Below are 26,245 nucleotides of genomic sequence, written 5' to 3'. Positions count from 1 at the left end.
AATTCCTATTTATTCATTACAACCCCAACCAAATTTGCCTTTGCAAATTCTAACACTTTTTTTGCTTCAGCCGCTTTCTCAAATTTTGTTTTACCGTTTTTGATGACCAATATAACCCCATCACATTGATTTGCCAATAATTTGGTATCTGTTACCTCTAAAAGTGCATTTGTATCTATTAATATTGCAGCATATGATTTCGATGCTGTTTTCAGAAGTTCCTGCATCATATGAGAACTCAATAATTCGACTGGATTATACTGGATAAGCCCACTTACTAAGAGATCTAGCCTTACGATTTCTGTATGTTGAATAGCCTCATAGAAAGATACTTTCCCAGTAAGTACATCTGTTAGACCCACTGAATTAGATTTCTTAAAAAAGGAATGCAAAGCAGGTTTCCTTATATTTGCATCAATTAATAAAACCTTCTCTTTCTGTTGTGCCATTGATACTGCCAGATTAGCCGCAATAGTTGACTTACCTTCACCATCACTAGGCGATGTAATTAAAAAGATTCGACTTTTTTCTTCCATCATCGAAAATTTAATGTTTGCTTGAATTGTCCGAAATTGCTCCGAGATCTTTGATTCTGGATGAGTGTAGGTAACAATTGTCCTTTTTTTGTTATCTGACAAAGATTTGCGCTTATTTATTACCAATATTCTCACCCCTTAGATGATAATCAAGCTGCATAATATTAGTTTTCTTTTTAACACTTCTTTTGCTTACTTTTGACACCCTTCCTAATACACGTACCCCAAGCAATAATTCGATTTCACGGGTGGAACGAATCCTATCATCGAATGACTCTAATAAAAATGCCAAACCAATTCCAACAATTAAACCACCGACAATCGCGATATATAACTTATTATTGTTACTTTGATTGATAGGTACTGGGCTTACTTTAGCCCCCGACAATAACCGTATAAAGTTATATTCTGGACCGAATATCTTTGGTAATTCATCCTTAAATACCTCGGCTGTCTTATCTGCTAGTGTTGCCGCGAAAATAGGATCCATATCTATAACACTAATACTTACAACCTGGGACCCCTCGACACTAGCAACACTTATTTGACCAGCCAATACTTCAGCCGATCTATTAAGATCTAGTTCTTTTATCACTTTGTCTAAAATGATTGAGTCTCTAATGATTACCTGAAGGGTTTTTCTTAATTCTTCATTTGCACCAATTACGATTCTTGATGAAGATTGATACAGCGGAATAGTCTTGGTTTGACTCTGCAGTCCCCCGACAATACCGGCAAACATGGTAACTATCGCAATTATCCAAAACCGTCTTTTAATAACTTGAAATAATTCTTTTAAATTTATTTCCTTTGGCCTTTTTTTCTCCGTATTGTTAAATTGATCAAAATTATTCATTTAACCACCTTTTTTGTAAGACATATAGCCCTTATCTGTTCTTAATAAAGAACTTCTTGATAAAAAGGGATAATTTCTGTTTATTTTACTCTTTATACTTTTTTAATTCCTATAACTATTCTACTACAAATAAGACTTTATAACCATCATTATAGTTCTTTATATAGAACGAGTCAACGGAATTTTTCTAATTATTTGAAAATACTGTAAGGATAATATTAATAAACCATCAAACACTGATCCCAATTTGTTTTCTAAGTAAACTACTAAATACCCCCCTTTTTTCACTAGCAAGTTGATTAAATTGACCTTGTTGGATGATCTCCCCTTGATCTAAAACAATTACTTGGTCTGCATTACGGATGGTAGACAAACGATGTGCGATGACAATAATTGTCATTGTTCCTTTTAGTCTTTCTATTGCCTCTTGGATTTTAGATTCATTTTCCGTATCTAAGGCGCTAGTTGCTTCATCTAAAACAAGGATTGACGGTTTACGTAGAATGGCTCGGGCTAGAACAAGTCTCTGCCGTTCCCCTCCAGAAAGCCTTATCCCCCTATCACCAATGAGAGTATCCAGGCCATCCGGTAACTTTCTGACAAAATCAGCTGCCGCCGCAAACTCTAATGCTTCCCAAATTTGCTCCTCATTTGCATTTTGATCAATAATCAACAAATTCTCTCGGATTGTAGCATTAAATAAAAATGGATCCTGAGGTACATAGCTGATTGACCGCCTCAACGATAATAAATTTTCGCTTGTGAGAATGTTCCCATCGATTAAGACTTGACCTTTCTCCGGATGATTGAGCCCCATTATTAGATCTATTAATGTACTTTTTCCCGCTCCAGATCGACCGACAAAAGCTGTCATACGATTGGCTGGAATTTGTAAATTTATATCTTGTACTGCGTACGTAGGTTCGTCAAGATTATATCGGAAGCTGACGTTTCTACACTCCAATCCATCCTTTAATACGATTGGTTTTACAAGGTAGAGTTCTTTTTCATTTAATTCCTTAGACTCATAACACTGATTTTGCAATTCAATTAATGCTTTAAAGGAAGGAATAATTGATCCTAATTGCTCCAAATTAGACTGTATCCCGCTAAACCGTGGCCATAACCTCGAAAAAATTACAATAATCAGCATTAACTGTGCTGGTTGGGCTTGTAACATTTTTATTGATAAAAACATGAAAATTGCAATTAAAAACGCTGAAACTATTTTGTAGACAAACTGAGAAATTGTATTCAATTTAACTAAACTTATTCTATTTTCCTCCATGTTTATACTTAATTCCCTAAACCACTTTAAATGGGATTTTTCTAACATATTACTTTTAATGTCTTTAATACCATTAAACTGGTCTGTAATACCAGCAATATACGATTGAGAAAGTTCGAAGGTTTCTTTTCCTAATTTATTATTCTTATTAATAAATTTCCTGGAAAAAAAGATAATAGCTATCCCAAATAATAGTACAAATAAAGTTAATTGTGGCGATAACCAAAATGCAATCCCTAATTGAATCAATGTAAATACAATAGAGGTTAGGAATTGAAGGAACATACTTGTTCCAGCACTTACAAGCATTATTTCATTTGTCATTAAATTAATAATATCTGACTTTCTTTTTTTTAGGAAGAACGCCCAATTTGCTTGTAGTAAGGACTTATATAGATCCTCTCGTAAATAACGGATAAAACCTTGTTGAATTTTCATATTTAAGATTGTTTGTTTTCTTTGGAAAAAGCTTTGGGTAATGATTAACAAAATATATGCACCTAAGATGAAAAATAAACTCAATGTTTTAGGGAAGTCATTGAAAAATGCAGACAACCACGATATGGTAGGGGTAGATTTAGAATTTACATCTATTATCCCACTAAGATTTATCAACGGAATTAATAATAAAATACCAACTCCTTCAAATAAACTTATCAAAACCATGCCTATTAGGTTAAAATAAAGAATTCGGCCTGATAAGGAATATAAACGCTTCATAAAATAGAAAACATATTTCATACTCATTTCCTCCTATGAAAGAGCATGGTACTTGGTCTTCCTCCAAGCCCATAATAAGGGGCGTAACAGAAAATATAAAAAGTGCAGGTGATTTGGTAAAGGTAATGTTTGAGCGTCTTCAGGATATGGATACAAGAAACTCATAATGAAGAAAAACCTTTGCTTCCTTGACATCAAGAAAAATAAATGACTTTTGTGGTATCTAGCTATTTCGTTGGGCACAGGATCATTATGAAGATTTACCATTTTTTCTAGATAAAAGATGGCCGCCTGAGCTAATCTTTTTGGACGATTACCTTCGATGAATATTTTCATTTCTTTTGTCACAGGAGTGCTTAATAATTGTGAAGCTAGAAAAAGCGCCTGGCCCCCAACATGAAAATACTGGTACTTTTTCATTAATTTTAAGAGTGATCCCCAATTAATCTCTTGTCTTGCGAGTTGATTTATATCTAATAACCAACGGAGGCGAGACCAACCATGCCGTGCACCGTGAGAAACAAGAAATAAAAATAAATCCTCTCTCCCCAAATAATAGACAGGATAACTTGTTAATGAGCAAATTCTTTTCCGCTCCCACAAGTCATTAAAGCTTGGTTCCTTCCCTGGTCCCGGATTTAATCTCCAATGTATTTCAAGTTTAATTTTCTTTTGCGAATGGAAGTAAGTTACATGATGATGTCTCCATTTCCAGTCATTCAATACTGTTTGGATATAGTCATCTTTCACATATCCTTGATTTGAAAGGAGTGTTTCTGCCTTTTCTAAGTCATTTATTGAAATAAGAAAATCTAAATCTCCAGATGTTCGAAGGGAAACATCGCCATAGAGATCTTCCCCCAGTACTGGACCTTTTAAGAAAAGGAGCCGTATTTTTTCGTTATCAAATAATTTACATACTTGTTCCATTTCAGCGCTAAAATGAAGCATTTGATATGTATTCATCATATATTTTTGGCTAATTGTCTGAATGACATATGGGGGAATCAAATTTTCATCCATCTTTTTTAATTTTTTATTTAATAATGGATAGGCCCGATGATGCATGGTTAATTCAAGAAATAACTCCCAATTTATATCTTTAAGCCATTCCTTTATATCCACTTGATTATGTTCAACATCTTCCATTTTTAAGATTTCCATAATCAGCTTTAATTCTATAGGGATTTGAGAAACATTGAGACTGAAATTGTTATCCATGGCCGTCTCCTTTAATTTTTAACAACGTATTTTTTTGGCAAATTTGCTAACAATAACAAATTGATCCATAACTTCTCCACCAGTTATATAAAACGGGCCACTGCGCAGCCATGCGTGAGCAATCAATTTTCCAGTCTCATCTTTTGCAGTCCCTAAGTATATAGTACTTTCCACCTGGCGTCTTTCCAACATTTTCATCGCAGCAATAGCCTTAACAAGACACATACTTTCCCAAAATGTATAACGACTCATTATATTAACTGCTTCAGAAACATTCTTAAGAAGCTGTTTTTTGGATTCATCTAAATTTAAGGTTGTTTCATTCATGTGCTCACCTAAAGAAGGAGCAACTTTTGAAAAAGACATACTTTTTAGAAGACGTGCCCAGCCAAGAAGAATAAATGCTTCTACTAAAAGTAGTTTAATATTCATATCTAATAACCAAAAAATCTTTATCATTCTCAACACTTTCATTAGATGCTCCCTACTTATTTTAAATTTAGGTTGCTTAATTATAAGCTATCCTTAATTTCGATTAAACTCTCATCCAATAAAAGCTCTAAAAAGGTAATAACTTCTTTCTCACATTCGGTCTTAGTAACAACAAAATTTGACATTAATTTTGCCACCAATTGATTAACTGAAATCTCTTCCTCAATTAAATCCCAAATTTCCCCGCCAATTTCACCTAAATTATAGTACTTCCCGTTTTTAACACTTAGCATTACTTTTTCTCCACCCATATTACTAACAATATTTCCTTTGATTTGTTTTACGGAATGACCTAATGAGATATTTCCACTTTTAATCATTGCCTATTCCCCTTTGCTAATTGTTTTTAATATTTGAGAAACTATTTGAGTGGAACTTGCTCCAGAAACAGGACGGTGTATTTGGTAAATATCTATCTTATCGATTATTTTTGCTGTTGTATTAAAGTGCCAATCCATTAACCCTAAATTTTGAATAAAACAATTTTGATAAGTATTGCGGTAAAGTGTATAAAATCGTTCTAAGCTATTGATTGGACAAATTTTAAACTCTTTATTCTCTGTCTTTTTTAGTTCAAACACTCCCGCAAGCGGAATTTGTGCAGATAAAAATTTGGATGACACAGGTATACAATACTTATCTTCCCTGCCATATATTGGCCGATAATCATTAGATTCCATTCCTAGAATAGTTAGACTATCTTGCCAAAGCTTTTGCTGTGGATATGATGGAGTTACAAATGGAATGGACCCATCAAGTGAAAGCGATATCGCTATAACATCATCACTTAGTAGTTGATATCCGTGATTTAAGAGTGCGGATGCCGTTGTAGACTTCCCAGCTCCAGAATTCCCCACAAACGCATATGCTTTTCCATCAATAGCAACGGCACTTCCATGTAAAGGTAATATTTTCCTTTGCATTAAAATTGCACCCATACAGGTACCAAGAATATAAAGTCTTATCACATCTTCATCATTTTCCCTCAGGAGAGAAACAGCTATTTTTTTTCCTTCTTCGATAGAAAACGTTGCAATATTAGGCACTTGAAACATAACTAAATTTTCTTTAATAACAAATGCATTTTGCTCATCCGATAATTCAAACCATTTTTTTGTTAAATCTTCTATTTTCACTTCAATATCGATTGAATCTCCTATATTCTCAACATGGAGTAATTCAGGTAATGGAATTTCACTTATGACAGAAAAACCAAAGGCCTTATAAACCACTTTTTTTTCAGTTTCTATCATTCTATTCACTCCAAAATTTCAATGGTTATGTTAAAAGCCCTTACCTCTTTACCAATAAGGGCTTTTAACATGTGTATTTCTATAAAAAAACTGAATCTACAAGGTTCCTTATGTAGGGCACCCTGGCAGATTAAATGGTTGAACAAAATCACTAATTAACTTTGTCCTTACCTTTTCTTTATATTGTTAACAGAAAGTTAACTTGCCTTTAGGTGTGTTTTCGGGAAAAGTTGCATCAGTAAATTCTCCAGCACTTCCAAGCATTGTCATTCTAACATCGAGTACTTGTAATTCAGGTTTCTTCCATTCTTTTTTCATTTACTCACCCCCTTTCAAGCAAAATTATTTATAAATCGATATACAATTAAACTGCGCATTAATATTTTATATTCTGGATCAGTGGCATATTCCGACCTTGGTCCTTCATCAACCTTTACTAAAGCTCTCTTTAGGACTTGACCATCTAAAAATTTTAATGCATTTTTATCTGCAATTAGTTTATTTAGCTCATCTCTAAATGCATTCCAATACGGAGTCATTCTATGAACCCAATCAGCTCCTTGGACCCCCCGAATTCTTTGGTTTAACCTAACATTGTCGGGTAAAAACTTTTCTGTGGACCTTCTGATAAGTGCGCGATCCATTCCATTTTGGACGTATTGATTTTCTGGAAGAGATAAGCAAAAACGGACAACGCGTATATCATTTGTTGGATCACGTTTTGATAATGAGAAACGTAACGATAGTTTCGCAGCAAATGTATTTCCTGCATTCCAGATAAACAAATTTTCAAAATGCCTTTTTCTTTCCATATATATTGTTGATGTAGGAAACCACCCAGATTTTTCTATGCCATATTCTTTTAGTTTGTTATAAATATCAATGTTCTTTGCAAATTCTGGGTTAATTATTGTAGGAAGCTTATAAGTTGTACCTTGCTGAAGGATCTTATCAATAACCGGAAATCCCAATCTAGCAATATCCGGCAACCTGCGTAATCTTGGCCCACCTACCTTTTTACTATATTGATCTAATTCTTGATAAAGTCGGAACCACTTCAGCCTCTTTAAAAGGATTGAATAGTAATCCATGGCGTATCCCCAAGAGATACTGAAATTCCCTCGATCGCCGTTTAATAATACCCCCACTTCTTCCTCATTGGCTTTCTCAAACATCCCCTTTAACCAAAAGGAGTTCTCAAAAAACTTGTATGGCATCTCCAAAACTTCTAGTAAATTGTCGATTTCAGAATATGAATTCCTTCCATCGAAATCCAAGTAGTAATCATTTATTCCCCCAACGTGTTGTACAGTTGATTTAATAAATGGCCTTTCATCAGCCAATAATTGTTTGGGTGTAAAATCCACAAAGTCTTTTGGGGGGATGTAACTAAAGGTATGTAGGCTTTTATTATTTTCCTTCAAAGCTTTTGCAGCAAAGCTCACAACCGCACCAGAATCCAAGCCCCCACTCAGCTGGGCACCGACATTGAGATGGGTACGTAATCTCGAGGTTACTGCCTTTTGAAAAACTTCCTGAAAGGCTTCAACATATTCTTCATCTGATTTCAGTTTTAATTGTTTTCCAGGTGTTAATTCACAATATCTTGTAAACGTGATTTTATCTCCAACGACCGATATGCTATGAGATGGAGGTAGTTGTTCAATTTTTTTATAGGGTGTAATTGAAGTATTTACCGCATCAATTGTTCCTTCTAACACTAAGTATTCCGCGAGCCACTGTTCATTAAGTTCCTTCTCAACATCAGATAATGATAGTAATGGATGGATTACCGTACAAAATACAAATCGCTGTTTATAACGATAAAAATAAAGGGTACGTGCCCCTGAAAAATCCCTAGCACCAAAAAGTTTCTGTTTTCTTTCATCCCATATCATGAAAGCAAAATCCCCTACTAAATACTTAGGAGCATCTTCCCCCCATTTATAATAGGAAAGTAATATCAATTCACTGTCGGACATAGTTTTTTGACGGGACTTTTTAACCTGTAATTTTTCAAATAATTCCTCACGGTTATCGATTATGGCATCGGCGGTAATGGCTAGCTGCCTTTCATGATCATAATAAGGCAGCTTTTCTCCTTTAGATTCTGGAGTAATCCACTGTGCATGGCAGCCAAGAAGGACTTTCTCACTATGCCAAGTTTGAACATCATCGGCAGGATACTTCTCCAAATCCTTCATCATCCGCTTACCATGTTCTAGGTTAATAGGTTCATTGTTTATGTGATAAATACCGGCAATAGCGCTCATCTTTTCCTCCTGGCAAGCTTTAATTTATCTGTATGTAAAAGGTCATTATTAAATTTATATTCATAAACTAGGAATAAATGATAGGAGTACCTATAATTTTTCTCTATTTGTGTAGTTCTATAAATAGAACACCCAGAGCATGTTTAAGGATAGGGATTCTTCTTTCACAAATAATCACTATCTCAATGCTATTTAAATTTCCTTGTTCCTATACAGCCTCTTTTCCAATCCCTTTGGGAAGAAAGTGGAACCTTTTTTAAAATTGGGTTTTCAATCCAATTCTTTATTAAGAACGAATTGTATACTAAAAATAACACCTATTTCAACCAGTGTCAACAATTTTCTAGGTAACAAGTAGTATTTTAAATTCCGTTATTTACCTCCATCATTGGATAAAAAAACCTAAAAACCAGTTGACACCCCCTCCAATCTGTAGTAAATTTTATAAATAATCTAAATAATTGATTTCTTATCAAGAGAGGTTGAGGGAATGGCCCTGCGACGCCTCAGCAACCATCAATGGTTTCATCCATTGAAAAGGTGCTAAGTCCTGCAAATTAGTTTGCTAATTTGCGAGATAAGAAGAATGACTTTTTTGTAGTATTTACAAAAGCCTTCTTCTTATAGAAGGCTTTTTTTATTGGAAAAGCGGAAGCTCTCGCAGTTGGCCATTCTCATCATTAAAGGAGAGTGCATCATGTACAAAATTGAAACAAAACTAGCTCAAATTGGAAATCGCAGTGAAACAGTGACTGGAACAGTGAATCCGCCAATTTATTTTTCAACGGCTTACCGGCACGCAGGAATTGGGCAATCGACCGGCTTTGACTATATTCGTACCGGAAACCCCACAAGACAAATTCTTGAAAAGGCAATTGCTGATTTAGAACACGGTGACCAAGGATTTGCCTGCAGTTCTGGTATGGCGGCCATTTTCACGGTGCTTTCATTGTTCCAATCTGGTGATGAATGGTTAGTGAGCGAAGATTTATATGGCGGCACCTATCGCTTGTTAGAACAAGGATTTAAGAAATGGGGCTTAAAAACGCAATATGTAAATACGTGTTGTCCGGAAGAGGTCGAACGTTGTATTACTCCTTCAACAAAAGCCATCTTTCTGGAGACTCCGACAAATCCCCTTATGCAGCAAGCAGATATTGCCGCAATCTCAGAAATTGCTAAGAGACACGGTGCGTTACTGATTGTTGACAACACATTTTATACTCCATTATTGCAGCAGCCAATCCTGCTAGGAGCCGATATTGTCATTCATAGCGCGACTAAGTATTTAGGAGGCCATAATGATGTGCTGGCGGGCCTTATCGTTGCCAAGGGAAAAGACATTTGTGAAGGATTAGCCCTTCATCATAACGGTGCCGGCGGTGTGCTAAGTCCGTTTGATGCTTGGGTGTTAATGCGCGGAATGAAAACGTTAGCGCTTCGGATGGAACGCCATGAGAAAAATGCAAAAGCAATTGTTGAATACCTTTCGAACCATGAAAGTGTTGCAGATGTTCTCTACCCTGGTAAGGGAGGAATGGTGTCCTTCCGATTACAGGAAGAAGCGTGGGTTAATCCATTCCTTCAAAATATAGTTTTGATTACCTTTGCAGAAAGCCTTGGCGGCACGGAGAGTTTAATTACCTATCCGGCAACGCAAACCCATGCCGACATTCCTGAAGAAATTCGCCTGCAGCAAGGTGTAGACAATTGTTTATTACGTTTTTCAGTTGGAATTGAAGATGCCGGCGATTTAATCCAAGATTTAGAGCAAGCTTTAGCTAAAATTACAGAAGGAGTGATTGCCTAATGGCTCGCGTTGAATATAGCTTTCAAACAAAACTCCTTCATAATCAGCATAAAGTCGATCCAACTACAGGGGCTGTAAGTGTACCAATCCAACATGCATCTACCTTCCACCAATCTGATTTCGATCAGTTTGGCAAGTACGATTATGGCCGCAGTTTAAATCCGACAAGGGAAGCACTTGAAGACGTGATTGCGGAACTCGAGGACGGGTTAAAAGGATTTGCTTTTTCTTCAGGTATGGCTGCGATTTCCACGGCATTCCTCCTGCTTTCCGCAGGAGACCATATTGTCATTACCGAAGATGTTTATGGCGGAACGTTCCGGTTGGTTACACAAGTGCTACCCCGCTTAGGAATTGACCATACATTTGTCGATATGACAGATTTAGCTGAAGTAAAGCAGGCGATTCAACCAAATACAAAAGCCATTTACATGGAGACACCCTCTAACCCATTAATGAAAGTCACGGACATTAGAGCCATTTGTGAGTTAGCGAAGGAAATCGATGCGATCACGTATCTCGATAATACCTTCCTCACCCCTGCCCTGCAAAAACCGTTGGCTTTAGGAGTTGATGTAGTCCTCCATAGTGCGACTAAATTTCTATCAGGGCATAGTGACGTGGTAGCAGGACTTGCCGTCGTGAAGGACGAAGAGTTGGCTAAACGATTAGGCTTCTTGCAAAATGGGTTCGGGGCCATCCTTGGAGTTCAAGATGCCTGGCTTGTTTTAAGAGGGATAAAGACACTTCACGTTCGCTTGGAACAATCGCAAAAATCAGCTTTGAAACTAGCAGAATTTTTAGATGCTCATCCGCTTGTAGAAAAAGTTTATTATCCCGGCCTTGTCAGCCATCCACAATATCAAATTCAAAAAGATCAAGCTGGTGGTCCGGGAGCTGTCCTATCCTTTGAATTGGCTGACGAAGATGCACTTCGAACCTTTCTTGCTAACGTAAATATACCGGTCTTTGCTGTCAGCCTTGGCGCGGTGGAGTCGATTTTATCGTATCCAGCTAAAATGTCGCATGCAGCAATGCCACAAGCAGAACGAGAAAAGCGCGGAATAAAAAACAGTCTAATTCGTTTATCGGTTGGGCTCGAAAATGCTGATGATCTTATTAAGGATTTTTCCCAGGCACTTGAATTTGTTTGTGAAAAACAATTGGTTTTACAGCAAGGAGAATTACAATGAGCTTTTTAGAAAAATTACAAAATCAGATTTTAATTGGCGACGGTGCGATGGGGACTCTTCTTTATTCGTACGGTACGGACTGTTGCTTCGAAGAACTGAATCTTTCTCAGCCCAGGCAAATCCAAAATATCCATAAGGCGTATATTGATGCCGGTGCAGACGTTATTCAAACCAATACGTATGCGGCCAATTATTTAAAGCTTCAGCGCTATGGTCTCGAGGACTATGTAAAGGAAATGAACAGTGCCGCGGTCCGTAACGCAAAAAAGGCGGCCCAAAATAATGCCTATGTACTTGGAACGATTGGCGGGAATCGCGGTGTTAAACCTGATTCTGTTTCCCTCGAGGAATTAAAGCGCAGCTTCCGTGAACAATTATATTGTCTTTTGCTCGAAGGGGTCGATGGGTTGTTACTGGAAACCTTTTACGACCTTGAAGAGCTTGAAACGATTCTTACGATTGCCCGGAAGGAAACGAAGCTGCCGATAATTGCTCAGGTCTCACTTCAAGAGCCTGGAATTTTGCAAAATCAAACGCCGGTTAACGAGGCATTAACGCGACTTGAAGGTCTAGGAGCCGATGTCATTGGACTCAATTGCCGGCTTGGACCGCACCATATGCTGCTGGCACTTGAGCAGATTGAACTTCCGAAGCATGCCTTTCTCTCCGCCTATCCTAATGCGAGTCTGCCAGCTTACACGGACGGGAAGTTTCATTATGAAGGAGATGCCGATTATTTCCGCCAATCTGCACAAAGTTTTAGGACTCAAGGCGTCCGTCTTCTCGGAGGCTGCTGCGGCACAACGCCTGAGCACATCAGGGCGTTTGCTTCAGAATTAAAGAATAATGTTCCGGTTACTGAAAAGGTAGTAAAATTAAAACCAAAGAAGATTGTCGTCGAACCTTCTGCTGTAAAAAGGGAGTTCGCTCCCCTTCAGGAAATTGTCAAAGAGCGGCCATCGGTGATTGTAGAACTAGATCCACCAAGGAAGCTGGATACGACGAAGTTTTTCGAAGGGGCAAAAGCTTTAAAAGAAGCAGGAATTGATTCGATAACACTTGCGGATAATTCGCTTGCGACTGTGAGGATTTCAAATGAATCATTGGGATATTTAGTAAAACAGGAATTAGGGATGCGGCCGCTGATCCATATTGCCTGCCGCGACCGTAATATCATTGGACTGCAATCGCATTTAATGGGGCTGCACACACTTGGGCTGAATGATGTTCTAGCGATTACCGGTGATCCTGCTCGGGTTGGCGATTTTCCAGGTGCATCATCTGTTTACGATGTTTCCTCGTTTGAGCTGATTCAAATGATTAAGCAGCTGAATGAAGGGTTGTCTTTTTCCGGAAAAGATCTCGGGCAAAAGACTGATTTTAGCATTGCCGCCGCCTTTAACCCGAATGTCCGCTCATTAGAGAAAGCAGTGAAGCGACTAGAGAAAAAGGTTCATTTCGGGGCTGATTACTTTATCTCTCAGCCCATTTTTTCTGAAGAAAAGTTAATGGAAGTCTATGAACATACAAAGCATCTTGAGGCACCTATCTATATTGGCTTAATGCCGCTTTTAAATAGTAAGAATGCTGAGTTCCTTCATAATGAAGTGCCTGGAATTAAAATTGCCGATTCGATTCGGGAGCGGATGGCTCTGCTAAATGATAACCCGCTGCAAGCAGTCCGGGTAGGAATTGATATTACCAAATCATTAATTGATGCGGCACTAGATTTATTTAACGGGATTTATTTAATTACACCATTTTTACGCTATGAACTGACTGCTGAGCTGGCTGTCTATGCCCGGCAGCGTGCAGCAGAATTGAGGGGGAGCATCTATGCCGAAAACACCATTTAATGAGCAGCTAAAAAAACGCATCCTCGTCATGGACGGGGCAATGGGAACGATGATTCAACAAGCCAATCTTTCTGCTGAAGATTTTGGCGGTGAGCTGTATGAAGGCTGTAACGAAAATTTGAATTTAACCGCTCCTTCTGTTATTGCAGGTATTCACCGCGAATACTTGGAGGCTGGTGCTGATATTATTGAAACGAATACGTTCGGAGCAACGAGCATTGTCCTTGATGACTATGAGCTGGGATTTAAAGCATATGAGCTTAATAAAATTGCCGCAATGATTGCTGTCAGGGAAGCAGTAAAGGCTTCTACCGATGAGTGGCCCCGGTATGTGGCCGGCTCGATGGGCCCGACGACGAAAACATTAAGTGTGACCGGTGGTACAACCTTTGATGTCCTTGCGGCTTCTTACGAGGAACAGGCAATCGGCTTAATTGACGGCGGGGTTGATTTGCTCCTGCTGGAAACGAGCCAAGACATGCTAAATGTGAAAGCAGGCTTTGTCGGGATACAAAGGGCTTTTGGAAAAACAGGCAAAACATTGCCGCTGTTTATTTCTGGAACCATCGAGCCAATGGGGACGACACTTGCGGGACAAACGATTGAATCATTTTATATTTCGGTTGAGCATATGAATCCGGTTGCTGTTGGGTTGAACTGCGCAACTGGTCCTGAATTTATGCAGGATCATGTCCGGTCACTTGCAGGTCTTGCCTCTGTTGCAGTCAGCTGTTATCCGAATGCCGGATTGCCAGATGAAGAGGGCCACTATCATGAAACACCAGAAACACTGGCGAAAAAGCTGTCTGACTTTGCCGCTCATGGCTGGCTGAATATTGTTGGCGGCTGCTGCGGGACAACACCTGACCATATTCGGGCGATTGCTGAGGCGATGAAGAATTATCAGCCGAGGGAAGTGCTGCAATCCAATGTTCATATGGTTTCGGGCATTGAACCATTCGTTTATGATGACCCGACACTCCGTCCAATTTTGGTTGGGGAACGGACGAATGTGATTGGTTCGCGTAAATTTAAACGGTTAATCACGGAAGGTAAATTTGAAGAAGCAGCGGAAATTGCCCGGGCACAGGTAAAAGGCGGGGCACATGTGATTGACCTTTGCCTCGCAGATCCGGACCGTGAGGAAATCGTTGATATGGAAAACTTCATTAAAGAAGTGGTTAAGAAAATTAAAGTACCCTTGGTGATTGATTCAACAGATGAAAAAGTCATTGAACGGGCTCTTAAATATTCGCAAGGAAAGGCGATTATTAATTCGATAAACCTTGAGGACGGGGAAGAGCGGTTTGAAGCAGTTGTACCTTTAATTCACCGCTATGGTGCTGCTGTCGTCGTTGGGACCATCGATGAAGATGGAATGGGCGTTACGGCCGAGCGGAAACTGGCAATTGCTAAACGTTCCCATGACCTGTTAGTGAATAAATACGGCCTTAAACCACAGGATTTAATTTTTGACCCGCTTGTTTTTCCAGTTGGCACGGGTGATGCCCAATATATCGGCTCTGCTAAAGCAACGGTTGAAGGTATCAGGTTAATCAAAGAGCAGCTTCCGGGCGTACAGACGATTCTCGGTGTAAGTAATGTATCCTTTGGGCTTCCGCCTGTTGGCAGAGAAATTCTCAACTCCGTGTATCTGTACCACTGCACCCTTGCCGGACTTGATTATGCGATTGTTAATACGGAAAAACTGGAGCGGTTTGCTTCGATTTCCAAGGAAGAAGTTCAATTGGCTGAATCGCTGCTTTTTGATACAACAGATGAGACGCTCGCGACCTTTACTGAATTTTATCGCGGCAAAAAGAAGGAATCGAAGGTGACCATACCAAATATGAGCTTAGAAGAGCGCCTCGCCTACTATGTGGTCGAAGGTACGAAAGAAGGCCTGCTGCCAGATTTAGATTTGGCCCTTGAAACCTATCCCGCCCCGCTGGATATTATTAATGGACCATTAATGGATGGAATGAAAGAGGTTGGCCGTCTTTTTAATGATAACCAGTTAATTGTTGCTGAAGTATTGCAAAGTGCTGAGGTAATGAAAGCGGCAGTTTCTCATTTAGAGCCGCATATGGAGAAAGGCGATGTCTCCGCTTCTAAGGGAAAAGTCATTTTAGCAACCGTCAAAGGCGATGTTCATGATATCGGGAAAAACTTAGTTGACATTATTCTTAGCAATAATGGCTACGATGTTCATGATTTAGGAATTAAGGTTACTCCTACCGAGCTGGTTCAAGCAATTCGTGAGGAAAAACCGGATTTTGTTGGGCTATCTGGTCTGCTGGTGAAATCGGCGCAGCAGATGGTGTTAACCGCTCAGGATATGAAGGAAGCAGGAATCTCATTGCCGATTTTAGTCGGCGGCGCTGCCCTTTCCCGGAAATTTACGGATACGAAAATTGCCAAAGAATACGAAGGGCTTGTTCTTTATGCGAAGGATGCGATGACTGGACTGTCGCTTGCCAATCAGCTGGGGTCACCTGAGGAACATCAAAAGCTGCTTGATGAAAAACAAGAAAAGCTGGCCGCAATAACCGTTCCGATTGAATTACCAAGCCGGTCTGAATCGTCTGTCGCTGTGAAAGTAAAGCCTTCCGTTTCAACCGAAGTACCGGTCTTTACGCCAATGGATACGAAAAGACATATTCTAAAATCCTATTCTCTGTCCCATATTGAACCGTATATCAATATGCAAATGCTGCTCGGGCACCATCTTGGCGTGAAGGGAAAAATTGCAAAATTGATTGCTGAGAAGGACGAAAAGGCTTTAAAGGTAAAAAATGTGGTTGATCAATTACTTGCAGATGCCAGTTCGAACAACTGGATTACTCCTGCGGCTGTTTATCGATTTTTCCCAGCACAATCGGATGGGAACAAGGTAATTATTTATGACCCGGAAAATCTGGTCAATATTATTGAAACATTTGATTTCCCGCGTCAGGGATCCGCACCGCATCTTTGTTTAGCTGATTTTGTAAAATCAGTTGACAGCGGCGTTATCGATTATGTTGGCTTTTTCAACGTGACAGCCGGGAGAGGAATTCGCGAAAAAGCCGACCAATTGAAGGCAGACGGACGTTTCCTTGAATGTCATGCTCTTCAATCTCTGGCTTTGGAGACTGCAGAAGGCTTCGCGGAGTTAATTCACCGACAGATGCGCGACCGCTGGGGATTCCCGGATCCGCTTGATTTTACGATGCAGGATCGGTTTGCCGCTCATTATCAAGGCCAGCGATTTTCATTTGGCTATCCGGCTTGTCCGGATTTAGAAGATCAAAAGAAATTGTTCAAATTGCTTCGGCCAGAAGATATCGGTGTGCAGTTAACTGACGGTTGTATGATGGAACCGGAAGCGTCGGTTTCGGCAATGGTGTTTGCCCATCCTGAGGCAAGGTATTTTAATGTGTTGAGATAAGATTTTGAATTAATTCCGCGGAGTTAGGCTGGCATCCGCGGAATTATTGTTTTATTTCGGGGATTCCGCCAACTTGGATGGGATTTTGCGCCAAAACACTGCTCGATTCCGCCAACTTTTCAATTAATTCCGCCAAACTTCGTAATGATTCCACTAAACTGGTTCTTCCCGCAAAAACCATCCAATTACACTCCATATTGTGAACATTCCTTGACAATTAATATAAAAAGGAATATAGTTACCTAGGTAATTAATTTGTATTATTGGAGTGAAATCAATCCCTAATGTATAGCCACGAATTATTCCATACGCTTCATCAGCTTTCACGACAGCTTACCAATAAACTTAATGAAGCTTTGAAACCATTTGGATTATTTAATGCCCAGTGGGCCGTAATCTTTGTTCTAAATAAAAGGGGCTCACTTACCCAAAAGGAACTTTGTGATTACCTATTTGTCGAAGCACCGCCAATGACCCGTACCATCCAGCGGCTTGTCAAACAAGGATATGTAAAACAAGTTCCAGGCATAGATAAACGCGAGAAACATGTTCAATTAACTCAAGAAGCTTTAAAGCTTTATCCGGAATGGGAAAATGCTGTGAATAAAGTCAACCAAGGATTACTTAAACATTTCCCATCAGCATCACAGGAGGAGCTTTCCAAATTACAAAAAAGCTGGTTACACCAGCTTCTATAAAAAGGAGTGCATCTAATGAATAAACCTAAACTTTGGACAAAGGATTTTATCAGTGTTTCTTTAAGTAACTTTTTTCTATTTTTGACTTTTTATATCCTGCTTGTCACACTTCCATCCTATGCGTTGGATGAATTACATAGCAGTGCTTCACAAGCAGGTCTCATGACTACGGTATTTTTATTATCTGCCATCGTCTCACGTCCACTTGCTGGACAATGGATGGAACGGGCCGGGAATAAAAAGGTCCTGTTAACGGCGCTTATTATTTTCGCGGCCGCTTCACTTTTTTACTTTTTCCCAAAAACTATTACCGGTTTTCTCGTGGTTCGTCTATTACACGGTATTGGGTTTGGTATGGCGACAACTGCGGTAGGTACTATCGTCGCCGATCTCATTCCCGCAGCACGAAGGGGCGAAGGAATGGGCTACTTTGTCATGTCGACGAATATGGCGATGGTCATGGGTCCATTTGTCGGATTGTTGGCTATTCAACAGTGGGGCGCGAAAATTCTTTTTATTCTAAGTGTCATTGTCGCGATTGCTTCCTTGATTACCGGCTTAAGTGTGAAACTTACAAAAACTGAGCAGCCTAATCAAATCGAAGTCCTTTCATCCTTCTCATTCCGTAACCTTTTCGAAGCTTCTGCCGTTCCGATTGCAGTAGTGGGCAGCTTCCTAGCTATCGTCTATTCTGCCCTTCTTTCCTTTGTATCGATCTATGCAAATGAAATTCACTTGGCAAGTGTTTCAAGTCTATTCTTTGTCGTCTATGCGATCGTTCTGTTACTTTCAAGACCATTTACCGGCAAATGGCTCGATCAGTTTGGGCCAAACGTGATTTCCTATCCATGCCTAGTGCTTTTTGCATTTGGGATGTTTATTTTAAGCCAAAGCGGCTCTGTTGTCACATTTCTTCTGTCTGCTGGATTGATTGGATTGGGCTGGGGAACGCTGTTTCCGACTTTCCAAACGATCGCGATTCAAGATGCTGCACCTCGAAAACGAGGGCTTGCGACAGCGACCTTTTTATCCATCTATGACATTGGAATTGCTTTGGGCTCGTTTTTAGTCGGCTTGATTGCTGCAAAAATGGACTATAGCTCTTTATACTTCTATTGCTCCTTCTATGTCCTGATTGGAGTGGTTCTTTTTTACTTCCTTCATACGAAAAAGAAAAATGCATCAGCAAAACTGGAAACACAACAATCATCTAGAGTGCAAGAAATATAAAATATTTTTACAATCCTCCTTCAATTGTTATATAATGGTTTGAACTAATTAGGAGGAGTGTTAATAATGGCGAAATCCAGAGCAAAGAAATTACGTGAAAAACTGACCCGTGAAGGACAAATGAATCCGGTAGTAAAAAGGAGTCCGTTTGTTTTTACAGACATGCGAGAACGAACAACGAAGACAAAAAAGGATCATCTATACCAGTTTAAACACAAGAACCATCAATCCGCGGACGGAAATGATGGTTCTTTTTTATTTCAAAGCAATTTTGCTTTCCCAAAATCTCAAAATAAGCAGTTTATTTTACATTCTACTTTCGTTGAGATAGGATAATATTGTTAAAAATTAATTAATACGGAGGTTTTGGAGATGTATGATGTAGCAATCATTGGAGCTGGTCCTACTGGTGCAAGTGCTGCTTTATTTACAGCAAAAGCTGGGAAGAAAACATTGGTCATTGATAATGACAAGAGCGTTACCAAGAGAGCATGGATTGAAAATCATTATGGTATCGCAGAAATCAGCGGCCAAGACCTTGTAGAAACGGGTAAACAACAAGCACGTAAATTTGGTGCAGAAATAGTTGTTGCGACAGTTACAAACGTAACTAAATCTGACAATGGTTTTAAAGTAGAAACCGATCAATCAGAATTTGAGGCCAGTCATGTCATTATCGCAACGGGAATGATGGCTGATCTTGCTGAAAAAATCGGCCTAACCACTAAGCCAGGGACAGAACCAAGAGTTAAAACGATTCTTGATGTCGATGCGGCTGGAAAAACAAATATTGAGGGCATCTGGGCTGCCGGAACCATCGCCGGTGTTAGCATGCACACGATTATTACAGCCGGTGACGGTGCAAAGGTTGCCATTAACCTAATTAGCGAGCTAAACGGCGAACGATATGTTGACCACGATATTTTGAAAAAATAATACTTGAATAACATTGAAGGAGACTCAAAAAAGGGTCTCTTTTTTTTTTCGTTGACAAGGTTCCTCCTTCCTTTTAAAATTGCATTATCTTTATTACCATTTTTTGAAAATATAAGTGAGGAATATTGGACTTATTTTTCCAGTACTATTATTACATAATCTACTAAGGAGACAATTTATGATTAAAAAAGACAGTAATCTTAAGCCCGTTGTTGCCGGTATCCTCTTGGCGATTTTAATGTCGGCCATGGATAATACGATAGTCGCAACAGCGATGGGTACCATCGTTTCCGACCTTGGCGGCTTTGACAAGTTTATCTGGGTAACTTCAGCCTATATGGTGGCCGTTATGGCGGGGATGCCGATTTTCGGGAAGCTCTCAGATATGTACGGCCGAAAACGCTTTTTTATCTTTGGATTAATCGTTTTCCTCGTTGGCTCCGCTTTATGTGGCATTGCCCAAAGTATTATTCAGTTAAGTATTTACCGGGCAATTCAGGGGATTGGCGGCGGTGCACTTATGCCAATCGCCTTTACGATTGTGTTTGACATTTTTCCGCCGGAAAAGCGCGGAAAGATGACCGGCCTGCTGGGAGCTGTATTCGGGGCATCCAGTGTATTAGGACCACTATTAGGGGCCTACATTACGGATTATATTAGCTGGCATTGGATTTTCTATGTAAATGTTCCGATTGGAATTATTTCACTTATTTTAATCAGTCGTTTTTATCATGAGTCTCTTAGCCACTCCAAGCAAAAAATTGACTGGATTGGGGCCATTACACTTGTTATTTCTGTTGTTAGTTTAATGTTTGCCCTCGAGCTGGGCGGTAAAGAATATGCTTGGAAATCGATTCAAATTGTCAGCCTATTTTCAAGCTTTCTTGTCTTTTTCGTAGCCTTTTTCATTGCTGAATTAAAGGCGGAAGAACCTATTTTACCGCTTTGGCTTTTTAAGAGAAGGCTGTTTGCGACCTCGCAAATTCTAGCTTTTCTTTATGGTGGTACATTTATTATTTTAACCGTGTTTATTCCGATTTTCGTTCAAGGAGTATACGGCGGCACCGCCAAAAATGCCGGCTTAATTTTGACACCGATGATGCTGGGCTCTGTTGCAGGAAGTTCTGTTGGCGGGATCTTCTTAACGAAAACTTCATACCGAAACCTGATGTTGATTTCGATTGTTTCCTACGTGCTGGGGATGTTTTTCCTTGGCAGTATGACGGTTGATACTGCCCGCTATCTATTGACGATTTATATGATTCTAGTCGGATTCGGAGTTGGTTTTTCCTTTTCGTTATTGCCGACTGCATCGATTCATAATTTGGAGCCGCAATATCGCGGCACCGCAAACTCTACCAACTCATTCCTGCGTTCGTTTGGGATGACACTTGGCATAACGATATTTGGTACGATTCAGGGTAATATATTACAGGATAAATTGAAAGCAGCATTTGCCGGTATGCAGGGTGCAGGTAATTTTAAAATGGGCGATCCGCGTGAAATTTTTCAACCCAGTAAGCGTGCAGAGATTCCTGACTTTATTTTATCTAAAATTGTTCATGCGATGTCGGATTCAATTACCCATACATTCATGGTAGCATTGATTCCGATTGCACTTGCAGCAGTGACGATTTTCTTCATGGGGAAATCCCGGGTAGAAGTGAATAAGCAACCTGGAAAGAACTGATGAAACAAGCACCTTGAATGAGGTGCTTGTTTTTATTTTGGGGAGTGAATTTAATCGGTAATTTTCATTCGCTGATAGAATACAAATATTCGCCGATAGACTGCATAAATTCGCTGATTGGAACCGCATATTCGCCGATTGAATACTGAAATTCGCCGATTGGAAAATAAGTTATTATATTTGTCACAAAAATCACCAAAATTCAGCAGGATTTTTAGATTTTTCAAGAGAAGTTACTTGTACAATGAAAGGAGAGATTAATTTGGTTATTAAAGAAAGGACAAAACCGTTATTATTGCTTATTTTGGAAGCCTTACTTCGGCGACTTCCACTAAGTCATCAAAAATATCAGCAGATTTTAGAAGAGCATGGTAGGCGGCAAGCTGGATACCAGGGGGAGAAATCGCTTGATTACTATTATCGAGAACTGCCCAACGAGAAATACATGATCCTCCATGATTTAAACCTTCCTGATGGAGACTATAACTGCCAAATAGATACACTTCTCCTGTCTTCAGAATTCGCCCTAGCGATTGATGTAAAACATTTTGCTGGTAAGTTAATTTTTGATACTGAAAATGAACAACTGATTCAAATTCATAATGGGAAAGAAAAAGGATACCCTTATCCTATTGCACAGGGAGAAAGACATCAGAAATACATAAAGAAACTTCTTGCAAAACATCATTTCCCTTCAGTTCCTGTTGAATATCTAGTGGTTATTAGTAATGGGTATGCTTCCTATGTCGTAACTGGGAACAAAGCCCACAAAGTGAAACCGCGAGTATGTAAGGCAGATGTCTTCTTAAACAAAATGGAGCTTTTGGAAAAACAATATTCGAATCCGCTTCTTACTGTCAAAGACCTCCGTAAGCTTTGCCGCCTCCTAGTGAAAATGAATACCGTGCCGACAAGTTATATTTTGAAAAAATACGGTATTCAGAGACCGGACCTTTTAACGGGTGTTCACTGTCCTACAAACTCTAATCATTCCCTTATTCGAAAAAATCAAAATTGGTACTGTCCTTCATGCGATACTTTTTCAAAAGATGCGCATTTGGACGCATTGAAGGATTACTTTCTGCTATTTGGTACGACAATAACCAATCAGCAGTTTCGGGAATTTGCTCATTTAAGTTCTATCCATATCGCAAGAAGATTATTGCTGTCTGCAAATTTGGATTACATAGGAAAATATAAAGACCGGTGCTACTTTCCGAAGAAAGTTCCTTCTTAAATCTTAATTCGCGAGTAAATAGCTGAAATTCGCGAGTAAATTGCCAAAATTCGCGAGTAATTCCCTCAAATTCGCGAGTAACCCGAAAAAGACGGGCGCAAATACGTCAAAAATGGTAATAAACAGTAAAAAGCTCGTAATTAATCACAAAAAGGACGCATCAATCTGCGTCCTTTATCTTTTTTTAAAATCTTAATCATTTTTCCGAAAATCGAGCAGTTTTTCGCAAAATTTCCCCACTATCTAGACCTCAAGATCCTTCCCCTCCTCAACAATATGGAACAATAGATGCGCCAGATGATGAATTGGGCCGTATTCTTCTTCCTCTTCGTCCGTTTCTTCATTAAATTCCAAATCATTTAAGAAAAGCGCCATGAATTCGTAAAAGTCCTTCAGCTGGAACGAGTAGCAGGCAACAGGTTCTTCATTTTCCTCTTCATATTGCAGTACCATATATGAGAGATCCCCATCAATATCTGCAGCATCGAAAAAAACAAAAAAGCCAATGTTTGTGTCAAGCTCAAATAAATGCCTTGTACCGCCTGCTGTTGCCTTTTCAAATTCCTCTTGATTTAGTTTTTGAATCTGCATGCTATCAACATTATCTTCTTGATGAAAACCAACAACAAATGATTTCATGGTATCCTCCTTTAGTCTTTGTCCGAAATTTTTAAACACATATTGGTAGGATACCCTTTTTCACGTGGATTTCATTCTTTCAAGCAAAAAAAATCCCCCTGATAAATCAGGGGGACTAGATCAAATTGGCGGAAGGATTGGATGGTCTGCTATTGTGGAAGTTTGTGCAACATCAGCTGATGCTTTTGAACTATCAGCACCATTTGACGAAGATAAAAAGACTAGTAAGGAAAGTGAAAATAATAGAATTACCGCTTTTTTCATTGCGTTTCCTCCTCATGTATTTTATTTAAATAATTTACTGATTCCAGATACCTTCCCTGCTGCGAATAGAAATCAGAAATCATTTTGTAAAAACGGTTCAGATCGTTATGGTGCTCATTGGTCGCTTCAAGATATGGTATAACTTTTGATTCAAGGTATTTAAATGCCTTTTCAGCAGCAACAATGTGTAATAAATAAAATTCAGCTAATAGGCGATATTTCTTATTATTAAGATCCTTAGCTAAAGAAAAGACTATTTGAAAGTACTCTTTCGCTTTGGATTTATCCTGGAGAGCATATTTGATTTCTGCAATCGAATACAGTGTTACAAGATAATGCGTATCCTTTTGTGGATTTAGTGCCAAGCTTTTTTCATAATAGTGCAAGGCTTCCTTTGTATTTTTCTTTTTATTTTTCAAGTAACCCATATTATGATAAATCTGCGGCAATAGCTTCTCTTGTTTCAGGATATCTGCGTTGCGGATCAAATGCCCGAAGCATTCTTCTGCTTCTTCATAAATATTGGCGTAGGTGTAGTTAATTCCTAAGAGGATAAGGGAGTGAAGAATGCGAAAAAAGTTGTGCTCATTCATGTACATCTGCAATGCCAGCTTGCCAAAATGAATCGCATGTCCTGATTGCTCAAGGGCACTTTTTACAAAGGCACGAAAATAAAAAAATTCTGCCTTGGCCGTTTCATTACTTGGGTCATTGTACAATGCATCAAGTATTTCGTCGGCGGCTTTGTATTGTCCCTTCACTATTAAAAGTACAGCATTTGCGTATAAAAATAAATACTCTTCATGTTGGGAAAAATTTTTCTTTTGTTTGAATAATAAGTCTCTTTGCAATTCTGCTTCCGCTCGTAATCCCTTAAATAATAGATACCTATATTTGGTTAATTCGTACGTATAAATAAATTTTGAAAATGGAATGATATGCTCCATATCCTGCAGCTCTTGATAAACTTCGTCTACTTTGTCTTTTAAGTAATAATTAATCTGTTCACTGAGCTGTTTTAACAACAGTTGAATGGTTTCTTCCTTTTCTTCCATCTCTTCCAGGCTAATTTCGAGTCTCTTGAGTAAAAGGGAAACCGTGGCCTCATTGGCTTCTTTTGAGTTGTTTTCAATCTTACTTAAATGCGGAACAGAGCATATTCCTTTTGCCAGCTCCGTTTGTGTCATTCCTCTTTGCGTTCGATAGAATTTAATCAGGGCACCGAATTCCATAATGCCACCCAGCCCCTTTCTTTTCTTACCATTTTACTATAATAGATTCAATATTTACAATTTATTCAGAATATTTTTCCATATTTTAATACTTATCTAAACGGTAATAGTAGATAAGATTACAATTTAATAGCATCAAAAACTTGGGAAAATTTTTATGTTTATTAAAATTTAGCTAGATTTTTTTTAAAAAAAATATATAAAGCACTTCCGCTGCAATAATATGAAAACCGCCCCTTTATAAAAGAGGCGGGTTTTTAGGCTGGTAATCTAGAAATATTTCTTTTTCCAAAAGATAATGGCTGCTAATGTAGATAATAGGCCGCATATTATGAGTGTGAAAATAAACCCGTGTGGATTATTTTGAAAAGGTAATTCCACATTCATTCCAAAAAGGCTGAACACCATCGTTGGGAATGACAAAATGATCGTAATCGATGTTAAAAATTTCATGACAATGTTTAGATTATTTGAAATGATCGATGCGAAGGCATTCATCATCCCCGTCAAGATGGAGCGGTACGTTTCCGCCATTTCAATTGCCTGTGTTTTTTCAATAATCACGTCTTCTAATAAGTCCTTGTCTTCTTCGTACATTTTTAAATAACTGAAGCGTAAAATTTTATCGAGGACGACCTTATTTGATTTTAATGAAGTGGTAAAATAAACCAAGCTCTTTTCTAAAGTTAGAAAGGCAAATAGTTCTTTATTTTTTAACGATTGGTGAACAACTCGTTCAATTTCATTGGTTTTCTTGTTAATTTGTTTTAAGTAACGAAGATAATAAGAAGAAATGACAAAAAGAATTTGCAGGGCAAAACGTGTCTTTTTAAAGGTAAAGAACTCCTTCACTCTATTTTTCCTGAATTCTTCTAATATCGGTGAATCTTTTAAGGAAACGGTAATGATACATTCATCAGTTAGGATGATGCCAATTGGAATCGTCTCATAACCGGCAAAACCTGTTTCATCATGGATGATATAAGGGAAGTCGACGATGATATAGACCCGGCCATCATCCCGTTCAATTCTCGGACGTTCCTCATCATCGAGGGCATCTTTAATAATATCGATATCAACCTGGGCATCATTTGAAACCCTTGCAATTTCTTCTGCTGTTGGAGCGTAGATATTGACCCAGCAGCCTTTTGTAATCACATCAACTTTTTCTAAAACCTTTTCTTCCGTACTTTTGTATATTTCCAGCATACGAAAACCTCCTCACTTACTTTGTTTGAGGAAGCCAATAACCTTTTCTAGAGTTGATATTCTTGCTATTCAATTCAATCCATTCAAAGACATTGACTTCCCCTCGCCTCTTGGGGTCCGGGTCAACGGAATAACTCAAAAATATCAACTCCCTTTAACTTTTATATCCTTCCCTATCATAA

25 protein-coding genes and 1 riboswitch are annotated in these 26,245 nt (G+C 38.8%); of the genes, 10 read left to right on the top strand and 15 right to left on the bottom strand.

The window, feature by feature from the left end; translation table 11 throughout:
• Nucleotides 1-5: 5 nt before the first annotated feature.
• The 9 genes from BANVL01_RS13060 to BANVL01_RS13025 form a co-directional block, all read right to left on the bottom strand.
• Nucleotides 6-662 carry a CpsD/CapB family tyrosine-protein kinase gene (locus BANVL01_RS13060; protein WP_066091323.1) on the bottom strand — a complete coding sequence of 219 codons (657 nt, stop codon included), beginning with the start codon at nucleotides 660-662 and terminating at the stop codon, nucleotides 6-8.
• Complete coding sequence (locus tag BANVL01_RS13055; protein ID WP_066091326.1) at nucleotides 649-1,392, bottom strand: YveK family protein; 744 nt, start codon at nucleotides 1,390-1,392, stop codon at nucleotides 649-651. Before BANVL01_RS13055 ends, BANVL01_RS13060 begins: the two co-directional genes overlap by 14 nt.
• A 229-nt stretch (nucleotides 1,393-1,621) precedes the next feature.
• Nucleotides 1,622-3,421, bottom strand: a complete 1,800-nt coding sequence (locus BANVL01_RS13050) for an ABC transporter ATP-binding protein (RefSeq protein WP_066091328.1) — start codon at nucleotides 3,419-3,421, stop codon at nucleotides 1,622-1,624.
• Between the two features lie 12 nt (nucleotides 3,422-3,433).
• Nucleotides 3,434-4,621 (bottom strand): nucleotidyltransferase domain-containing protein, encoded by a 1,188-nt coding sequence (locus BANVL01_RS13045; protein WP_066091329.1) that lies wholly within the window; start codon nucleotides 4,619-4,621, stop codon nucleotides 3,434-3,436.
• An 18-nt stretch (nucleotides 4,622-4,639) separates the two neighbouring features.
• Entirely contained in the window at nucleotides 4,640-5,095 is a 456-nt protein-coding gene (locus tag BANVL01_RS13040; protein WP_066091331.1) for a lasso peptide biosynthesis B2 protein, read from the bottom strand.
• Nucleotides 5,096-5,133: 38 nt separating this feature from the next.
• Nucleotides 5,134-5,433 carry a lasso peptide biosynthesis PqqD family chaperone gene (locus BANVL01_RS13035; RefSeq protein ID WP_066091333.1) on the bottom strand — a complete coding sequence of 100 codons (300 nt, stop codon included), beginning with the start codon at nucleotides 5,431-5,433 and terminating at the stop codon, nucleotides 5,134-5,136.
• Between the two features lie 3 nt (nucleotides 5,434-5,436).
• Nucleotides 5,437-6,366: a phosphoenolpyruvate carboxykinase (ATP) gene (locus BANVL01_RS13030; RefSeq protein ID WP_066091336.1), complete on the bottom strand. Its 930-nt coding sequence runs from the start codon at nucleotides 6,364-6,366 to the stop codon at nucleotides 5,437-5,439.
• Nucleotides 6,367-6,552: 186 nt separating this feature from the next.
• Entirely contained in the window at nucleotides 6,553-6,684 is a 132-nt protein-coding gene (locus BANVL01_RS27270) for a paeninodin family lasso peptide (protein WP_156482279.1), read from the bottom strand.
• Nucleotides 6,685-6,698: 14 nt separating this feature from the next.
• On the bottom strand, nucleotides 6,699-8,639 hold the full coding sequence (locus tag BANVL01_RS13025) for a lasso peptide isopeptide bond-forming cyclase (RefSeq protein ID WP_066091338.1): 1,941 nt from the start codon (nucleotides 8,637-8,639) through the stop codon (nucleotides 6,699-6,701).
• 466 nt (nucleotides 8,640-9,105) lie between these two features.
• Nucleotides 9,106-9,223: riboswitch (SAM riboswitch) on the top strand.
• A gap of 113 nt (nucleotides 9,224-9,336) precedes the next feature.
• Here BANVL01_RS13025 and BANVL01_RS13020 point away from each other — a divergent pair.
• The 4 genes from BANVL01_RS13020 to metH are packed head-to-tail and all read left to right on the top strand — an operon-like array spanning nucleotide 9,337 to nucleotide 16,928.
• Nucleotides 9,337-10,449 (top strand): methionine biosynthesis PLP-dependent protein, encoded by a 1,113-nt coding sequence (locus BANVL01_RS13020; protein ID WP_066091341.1) that lies wholly within the window; start codon nucleotides 9,337-9,339, stop codon nucleotides 10,447-10,449.
• Nucleotides 10,449-11,642, top strand: a complete 1,194-nt coding sequence (gene metC / locus BANVL01_RS13015; protein WP_066091343.1) for a cystathionine beta-lyase — start codon at nucleotides 10,449-10,451, stop codon at nucleotides 11,640-11,642. The genes BANVL01_RS13020 and metC overlap by 1 nt, the downstream gene beginning before the upstream one ends.
• Nucleotides 11,639-13,498 carry a bifunctional homocysteine S-methyltransferase/methylenetetrahydrofolate reductase gene (locus BANVL01_RS13010; protein ID WP_066091344.1) on the top strand — a complete coding sequence of 620 codons (1,860 nt, stop codon included), beginning with the start codon at nucleotides 11,639-11,641 and terminating at the stop codon, nucleotides 13,496-13,498. Before metC ends, BANVL01_RS13010 begins: the two co-directional genes overlap by 4 nt.
• On the top strand, nucleotides 13,479-16,928 hold the full coding sequence (gene metH, locus BANVL01_RS13005; protein ID WP_066091346.1) for a methionine synthase: 3,450 nt from the start codon (nucleotides 13,479-13,481) through the stop codon (nucleotides 16,926-16,928). Before BANVL01_RS13010 ends, metH begins: the two co-directional genes overlap by 20 nt.
• Nucleotides 16,929-16,971: 43 nt before the next feature.
• Here metH and BANVL01_RS27265 read toward each other — a convergent pair whose 3' ends face one another.
• Nucleotides 16,972-17,109, bottom strand: a complete 138-nt coding sequence (locus tag BANVL01_RS27265) for a hypothetical protein (RefSeq protein ID WP_156482278.1) — start codon at nucleotides 17,107-17,109, stop codon at nucleotides 16,972-16,974.
• Nucleotides 17,110-17,212: 103 nt separating this feature from the next.
• Here BANVL01_RS27265 and BANVL01_RS13000 point away from each other — a divergent pair, with 103 nt between their 5' ends.
• The 5 genes from BANVL01_RS13000 to BANVL01_RS12980 all read left to right on the top strand — a co-directional run bounded on the left by BANVL01_RS13000 (nucleotide 17,213) and on the right by BANVL01_RS12980 (nucleotide 21,482).
• Nucleotides 17,213-17,626: a MarR family winged helix-turn-helix transcriptional regulator gene (locus BANVL01_RS13000; RefSeq protein ID WP_066091348.1), complete on the top strand. Its 414-nt coding sequence runs from the start codon at nucleotides 17,213-17,215 to the stop codon at nucleotides 17,624-17,626.
• Between the two features lie 15 nt (nucleotides 17,627-17,641).
• Entirely contained in the window at nucleotides 17,642-18,856 is a 1,215-nt protein-coding gene (locus BANVL01_RS12995) for an MFS transporter (protein WP_066091350.1), read from the top strand.
• A 66-nt stretch (nucleotides 18,857-18,922) separates the two neighbouring features.
• Nucleotides 18,923-19,192, top strand: coding sequence for a ribosome rescue factor BrfA (gene brfA / locus BANVL01_RS12990; protein WP_066091352.1), 270 nt, complete (start codon nucleotides 18,923-18,925; stop codon nucleotides 19,190-19,192).
• Nucleotides 19,193-19,228: 36 nt separating this feature from the next.
• Entirely contained in the window at nucleotides 19,229-19,792 is a 564-nt protein-coding gene (locus BANVL01_RS12985) for an NAD(P)/FAD-dependent oxidoreductase (RefSeq protein WP_066091354.1), read from the top strand.
• A gap of 178 nt (nucleotides 19,793-19,970) precedes the next feature.
• Complete coding sequence (locus BANVL01_RS12980; RefSeq protein ID WP_066091356.1) at nucleotides 19,971-21,482, top strand: MDR family MFS transporter; 1,512 nt, start codon at nucleotides 19,971-19,973, stop codon at nucleotides 21,480-21,482.
• A 64-nt stretch (nucleotides 21,483-21,546) separates the two neighbouring features.
• On the opposite strand, the gene BANVL01_RS28595 is transcribed toward BANVL01_RS12980, so the two are convergent.
• Nucleotides 21,547-21,669 carry a hypothetical protein gene (locus tag BANVL01_RS28595; protein ID WP_268874937.1) on the bottom strand — a complete coding sequence of 41 codons (123 nt, stop codon included), beginning with the start codon at nucleotides 21,667-21,669 and terminating at the stop codon, nucleotides 21,547-21,549.
• A 75-nt stretch (nucleotides 21,670-21,744) separates the two neighbouring features.
• On the opposite strand from BANVL01_RS28595, the gene BANVL01_RS12975 reads away from it, so the two are divergent.
• Nucleotides 21,745-22,719 carry a nuclease-related domain-containing protein gene (locus BANVL01_RS12975; RefSeq protein WP_066091358.1) on the top strand — a complete coding sequence of 325 codons (975 nt, stop codon included), beginning with the start codon at nucleotides 21,745-21,747 and terminating at the stop codon, nucleotides 22,717-22,719.
• A gap of 243 nt (nucleotides 22,720-22,962) precedes the next feature.
• Here the strand turns inward: BANVL01_RS12975 and BANVL01_RS12970 are convergent, their stop codons facing one another.
• The 4 genes from BANVL01_RS12970 to BANVL01_RS12960 all read right to left on the bottom strand — a co-directional run bounded on the left by BANVL01_RS12970 (nucleotide 22,963) and on the right by BANVL01_RS12960 (nucleotide 26,063).
• A complete protein-coding gene (locus BANVL01_RS12970; protein ID WP_066091361.1) occupies nucleotides 22,963-23,358 on the bottom strand; it encodes a cytosolic protein in 396 nt (131 codons plus the stop codon).
• A gap of 120 nt (nucleotides 23,359-23,478) precedes the next feature.
• Nucleotides 23,479-23,622 carry a hypothetical protein gene (locus tag BANVL01_RS27260; protein ID WP_156482277.1) on the bottom strand — a complete coding sequence of 48 codons (144 nt, stop codon included), beginning with the start codon at nucleotides 23,620-23,622 and terminating at the stop codon, nucleotides 23,479-23,481.
• A complete protein-coding gene (locus tag BANVL01_RS12965; RefSeq protein WP_066091363.1) occupies nucleotides 23,619-24,854 on the bottom strand; it encodes a helix-turn-helix domain-containing protein in 1,236 nt (411 codons plus the stop codon). The genes BANVL01_RS27260 and BANVL01_RS12965 overlap by 4 nt, the downstream gene beginning before the upstream one ends.
• 270 nt (nucleotides 24,855-25,124) lie before the next feature.
• A complete protein-coding gene (locus BANVL01_RS12960; RefSeq protein ID WP_066091365.1) occupies nucleotides 25,125-26,063 on the bottom strand; it encodes a magnesium transporter CorA family protein in 939 nt (312 codons plus the stop codon).
• Between the last annotated feature and the right edge of the window lie 182 nt (nucleotides 26,064-26,245).

The organism is Neobacillus novalis NBRC 102450 (genome assembly GCF_001591805.1).
GTDB lineage: Bacteria > Bacillota > Bacilli > Bacillales > Cytobacillaceae > Neobacillus > Neobacillus novalis.
This window is presented reverse-complemented; position numbering and strand designations above follow the sequence as displayed.